This window comes from Achromobacter insuavis (assembly GCF_902859645.1).
GTDB lineage: Bacteria > Pseudomonadota > Gammaproteobacteria > Burkholderiales > Burkholderiaceae_B > Achromobacter > Achromobacter insuavis.
Genome location: NZ_CADIJR010000155.1, coordinates 1 through 4,806 on the forward strand (window position 1 = coordinate 1; position 4,806 = coordinate 4,806).

The following is a 4,806-nucleotide window of genomic DNA, read 5'->3' on the forward strand; positions in this document are numbered from 1 at the left end:
AGCGCCGCCGATGCCTGGCTGGCGGCGCGCCTGCCGGACGTTGACGCTGGCGCGCTGCCGCCGGCCCTGGTGTCGACCGCCATCGAGACGCTGTTGGCCGAGGTGGTCGCGGGCCTGGCCGAGGTGTCGCCGGGCGGTCCGCTGCGGGTGGTCGGCCGCGATGGCCCGGCCCCGGCCCTGGCGCATGGCTGGACCGTGGCCGCGCGCCATCCCGCCAACGGCGCCGCGATCTACGCCACGCTGGACACCGACGGCCTCGGCCTGATGCTGCTGGCCGGCCTGGTCGGCCGCGCCGCGCCGGCGGCCAGCGAGATCGACCTCGATGCGGTGCCGGTGCGCATCCGCGCCTGCCTGGGCTGGACCCACCTGGCCGCGGCCGAACTGCGCGGCCTGGCGCCGCGCGACACCCTTTTCCTGGACCACTGCCTGGTCTCGCCCGACGGCGAACTGTGGCTGGGCGCGGACGGCCAAGGGCTGCGCGTGCGCCGCCAGGGCTCCTCATACCTCGTTACCCAAGGCTGGACTTCCCTCATGACCGAGACGCCGCAACCGCCGCTGGATGCCGAAGCGGGCGCCCAGACACCGCTCGATATCGACGCCATTCCCGTCCGACTGACCTTCGAACTGGGCGAACGCCTGATCACCCTGGGCGAGCTGCGGCAGCTGCAGCCCGGCGAAACCTTCGATCTGGAACGGCCGCTGGCCGACGGCCCGGTGCTGGTGCGCGCCAACGGCGCGCTGGTGGGCAGCGGCGAACTGGTCGAGATCGACGGCCGCATCGGCGTGACGCTGCACCGGCTGGGCAAGGCGGGCGCATGAACGGCGCGGATCCGATCAGCCTGGCGGTGGTGCTGGCGCTGCTGGCGCTGGTGCCGCTGGCCGCCGTCATGACCACCTCGTTCCTGAAGATCGCGGTGGTGCTGACGCTGGTGCGCAATGCCCTGGGCGTGCAGCAGGTGCCGCCCAACATGGCGTTGTACGGGCTGGCGCTGATCCTGTCGGCCTACGTCATGGGGCCGGTGGTGATGCAGATCGGCGACGAGCTGCGCGCGCCGCCCGCGGTGGTGGCGCCCGGGGCGGCGCAGCCGGACCGGCTCGAAGGCATTCTCGACGCGGTGGCGCGCGGCGCCGAGCCGATGCGCGGCTTCATGCTCAAGAACAGCCGCCCCGAGCAGCGCGATTTCTTCCTGCGCACCGCGCGCGGGCTGTGGGGCGAGCAGCAGGCCCGCAACCTCAAGGAAGACGACCTGCTGGTGCTGATCCCGTCGTTCCTGCTGTCGGAGCTGACCGCCGCGTTCCAGATCGGCTTCCTGCTGTACCTGCCGTTCGTCATCATCGACCTGATCGTCTCCAACATCCTGCTGGCGATGGGCATGATGATGGTGTCGCCGGTCACGATCTCCATGCCCCTGAAGCTGTTCCTGTTCGTCATGGTCGACGGCTGGACGCGGCTGATCCAGGGCCTGGTGCTGTCCTACACCTGAGGCCGCCATGGGAACCGTCGACCTCGTCTCGTACATGACCCAGGCGCTCTACCTGGTGCTGTGGCTGTCGCTGCCGCCGATCGCCGTCGCCGCGATCGTGGGCACGCTGTTTTCGCTGTTCCAGGCGCTGACGCAGATCCAGGAGCAGACGCTGTCGTTCGCCGTCAAGCTGATCGCGGTGTTCGCCACGATCCTGCTGACGGCGCGCTGGCTCAGCGCCGAGCTGTACAACTTCACGATCTCCGTGTTCGATCTCTTCTACAAGATCCACTAGGAGCGGCCGGCAACATGATCTCGGGCATCACCTACGTCGAAGCGAAAGTCTTCCTGGGCACGCTGGCGCTGACGCAGCCGCGGATCCTGGCGCTGTGCGCGATGCTGCCCCTGTTCAACCGCCAGCTGCTGCCCGGCATGCTGCGCTACGCCATCTGCGCCGCCATCGGCCTGGTGCTGGTGCCGGCGCTGGCGCCGCGCTATGCCGTGACCGACCTGGGCGCGATCGAGCTGGTGCTGCTGGTGGCCAAGGAAGTCTTCATCGGCCTGGTGATGGGGTTCCTGGTGGCGATCCCGTTCTGGATCTTCGAGGCGGTGGGCTTCGTGGTCGACAACCAGCGCGGCGCCAGCCTGGGCGCGACCATCAATCCGGCCACCGGCAACGACTCGTCGCCGCTCGGCATCCTGTTCAACCAGGCCTTCATGGTGTTCTTCCTGGTGGGCGGCGGCTTCATGCTGATGCTGACCATGCTGTACGACAGCTTCCGGCTGTGGGACTTGTGGGACTGGACGCCGACGCTGCGCCAGGAAAGCGTGCCGCTGATGCTGGACCAGCTGGGCCGCTTCCTGCGGCTGACGCTGCTGTTCGCCGCGCCCGCCATCATCTCGATGTTCCTGGCCGAGGTCGGGCTGGCGCTGGTGAGCCGCTTCGCGCCGCAGTTGCAGGTGTTCTTCCTGGCGATGCCGATCAAGAGCGCGCTGGCGCTGCTGGTGATGGTGCTCTACATGAACACGCTGTTCGAGTACGCCGCCGAGGCCACCGGCCAGATCGGCTCGGCCTTGCCCTTCCTCGACAACCAGTGGCGGGCGCCATGAGCGGCGAAAAGACCGAACAGCCCACCCACAAGAAGCTGCGCGACGCGCGCCAGAAGGGCGACGTCGCGCACAGCAAGGACTTCACCCAGACGCTGCTGGTGCTGGCGCTGTTCGGCTACATGCTGGGCAACGCCCACGGCATCATCGAGTCGCTGGGGCGGCTGGTGCTGATCCCGTCGACGCTGGTGGGGCAGCCGTTCGAGCAGGCGCTGCCGGTGGCGCTGGACGCGGCGCTGCGCGAAGCCGTCTACCTGGTGCTGCCGTTCGTGCTGATCGTGTTGATCGTGGGCATGTTCGCCGAGTTCCTGCAGGTGGGCGTGGTGCTGGCGTTCGAGAAGCTCAAGCCCTCGGCCAAGAAGCTCAACGTCATGAGCAACCTGAAGAACATCTTCTCCAAGAAGAACCTGGTCGAGCTGCTCAAGTCCGTCATCAAGATCGCTTTCCTGTCGGTGCTGGTGACGCTGGTGGTGCGCGATGCGTTGCCTGAGCTGATGGCGGTGCCGCACAGCGGCCTGGCCGGCCTGGAGGCGGGCGTGGGCGGCATGATGCGCACGCTGATCGTGAACATCGCGGTGGCCTATGTGGTGATTTCCCTGGCCGACTTCGTCTGGCAACGCATGCAGTACCGCAAGGGGCTGATGATGAGCAAGGAAGACATCAAGCAGGAATTCAAGGAGATGGAGGGCGACCCCCACATCAAGCACAAGCGCAAGCACCTGCACCAGGAAATGGTGATGCACGGCGCGGTCGCCAGCACGCGCAAGGCCTCGGTGCTGGTGACCAACCCGACCCACCTGGCGGTGGCGATCTACTACGAGCCCGACGAGACGCCGCTGCCGGTGGTGCTGGCCAAGGGCGAGGGCGCGCTGGCCGAACAGATGATGGCGGCCGCGCGCGAGGCCGGCGTGCCGGTGATGCAGAACATTCCCCTGGCGCGCGCGCTGATGGCGTCCGCGCAGCCCGACCAATACATCCCCAGCGAACTGATAGAGCCCGTCGCCGAAGTCCTGCGGCTGGTCAGGAAGCTGGCCGGCAATCCGGACGATCCGACATGAACGCACTCCAGCATCCCCTGATATCCGCCTACGCGGCGCGCCACGGCCTGCCGCCGTCGACCCGCGCCGACGGCCGCCTCACCGTGGTGGTCGACCAGACCTACCGCGTGCATCTGCAGCCGGCGCGCGACGGCTGGCTGGCGATGAGCGCGCGCCTGTGCGCGCTGCCGGCCAGCGACGTCGACCGCGACCGGCTGGTGACCGAAATCGGCAAGCTGGCCGCGGGCATGCTGGCGCGCCACGCGGCCGCCTGCGTGGTCGATCCGCAGGGCCGCGCGCTGTGGCTGCAGCAATCGCTGCAGCCCGGCAGCGGCGAACTGGCGCTGGACGAAGCCATGGGCGCATTCACCAATGCGCTGTCCTTTTGGGCCGGCGCCGTGCGGCGGCTGGCATGAATACGCGTGACGGGCATGTCGCCCGAGGAGATAGAGTGTTGAAGCGGATGATTCTGGCGACCGCGTTGTCGCTGGGCCTGGCGGCCGGCGCGCAGGCCGCGCCGAACTGGCCGAACGTGCCCTACAGCTACTATGCCCGCGACGAAAACTTGCAGACGCTGCTGCGCGAATTCGCCGGCGGCTTCAGCCTGTCATTGCAGCTCGGGCCCAATGTCACCGGCACGGTCAACGGCAAGTTCAATGCCAATACGCCGACCGAGTTCATGGACCGGCTGGGCGGCGTGTACGGCTTCAACTGGTTCGTCTATGCGGGCACGTTGTTCGTCAGCCGCACCAACGACATGAAGACGCGCTCGGTCAGCGCCATGGGCAGCTCCATCAGCGCGCTGCGCCAGGCGTTGCAGCAGCTGGGCGTGCTGGATCCGCGCTTCGGCTGGGGCGAGCTGCCCGACCAGGGCATCGCGCTGGTGTCGGGTCCGCCGGGCTACGTCGACCTGGTGGAGCGCACCGTGGCCGCGCTGCCGATGGGCGCCGGCGGCCAGCAGGTGGCGGTGTTCCGGCTCAAGCACGCCTCGGTCAATGACCGCACCATCAGCTATCGCGACCAGAAGGTGGTGACGCCCGGCCTGTCCACGGTGCTGCGCAACCTGATCACGGGCGGCGGCGGCGGGGCCAACAATGAAACGCTGGCGGCCATCGCGGCGCCGCTGCGCGACAATCCGCCGGCCTTTCCGCAAGGCGGCGGCGAGGCCGGCGCGGCCGCGGGGCAGGGCGGGGGCCAGG

Annotated in this window: 6 protein-coding genes and 1 pseudogene; all 7 read left to right on the forward strand. The window is 68.7% G+C overall.

The genetic code is table 11. From position 1 onward, the window contains the following. Positions 1-819, forward strand: an 819-nt coding sequence (gene sctQ, locus H0523_RS31485) for a type III secretion system cytoplasmic ring protein SctQ (RefSeq protein ID WP_180180294.1), incomplete at its 5' end; no start/stop codon positions are given. Further along, complete coding sequence (gene sctR / locus H0523_RS31490) at positions 816-1,484, forward strand: type III secretion system export apparatus subunit SctR (RefSeq protein ID WP_054432750.1); 669 nt, start codon at positions 816-818, stop codon at positions 1,482-1,484. The genes sctQ and sctR, both read left to right, overlap by 4 nt. A gap of 7 nt (positions 1,485-1,491) precedes the next feature. Then, a complete protein-coding gene (gene sctS, locus H0523_RS31495) occupies positions 1,492-1,758 on the forward strand; it encodes a type III secretion system export apparatus subunit SctS (RefSeq protein WP_006392849.1) in 267 nt (88 codons plus the stop codon). 14 nt (positions 1,759-1,772) lie between these two features. Next, the gene (gene sctT / locus H0523_RS31500; RefSeq protein ID WP_054432749.1) at positions 1,773-2,573 is read left to right on the forward strand and encodes a type III secretion system export apparatus subunit SctT; all 801 of its coding nucleotides are present in this window, start codon (positions 1,773-1,775) and stop codon (positions 2,571-2,573) included. After that, positions 2,570-3,628 carry a type III secretion system export apparatus subunit SctU gene (gene sctU / locus H0523_RS31505; RefSeq protein ID WP_054432748.1) on the forward strand — a complete coding sequence of 353 codons (1,059 nt, stop codon included), beginning with the start codon at positions 2,570-2,572 and terminating at the stop codon, positions 3,626-3,628. Before sctT ends, sctU begins: the two co-directional genes overlap by 4 nt. Continuing rightward, positions 3,625-4,023, forward strand: coding sequence for a CesT family type III secretion system chaperone (locus tag H0523_RS31510; RefSeq protein WP_054432747.1), 399 nt, complete (start codon positions 3,625-3,627; stop codon positions 4,021-4,023). The genes sctU and H0523_RS31510 overlap by 4 nt, the downstream gene beginning before the upstream one ends. A gap of 47 nt (positions 4,024-4,070) precedes the next feature. Then, positions 4,071-4,806, forward strand: a pseudogene (locus H0523_RS31515) (EscC/YscC/HrcC family type III secretion system outer membrane ring protein); the annotation flags it as partial.

Coding starts and splice junctions, on each gene's coding strand:
- sctR (WP_054432750.1), top strand. CDS start 816: ATGAACGGCGCGGATCCGATCAGCCTGGCGGTGGTGCTGGCGCTGCTG.
- sctS (WP_006392849.1), top strand. CDS start 1,492: ATGGGAACCGTCGACCTCGTCTCGTACATGACCCAGGCGCTCTACCTG.
- sctT (WP_054432749.1), top strand. CDS start 1,773: ATGATCTCGGGCATCACCTACGTCGAAGCGAAAGTCTTCCTGGGCACG.
- sctU (WP_054432748.1), top strand. CDS start 2,570: ATGAGCGGCGAAAAGACCGAACAGCCCACCCACAAGAAGCTGCGCGAC.
- H0523_RS31510 (WP_054432747.1), top strand. CDS start 3,625: ATGAACGCACTCCAGCATCCCCTGATATCCGCCTACGCGGCGCGCCAC.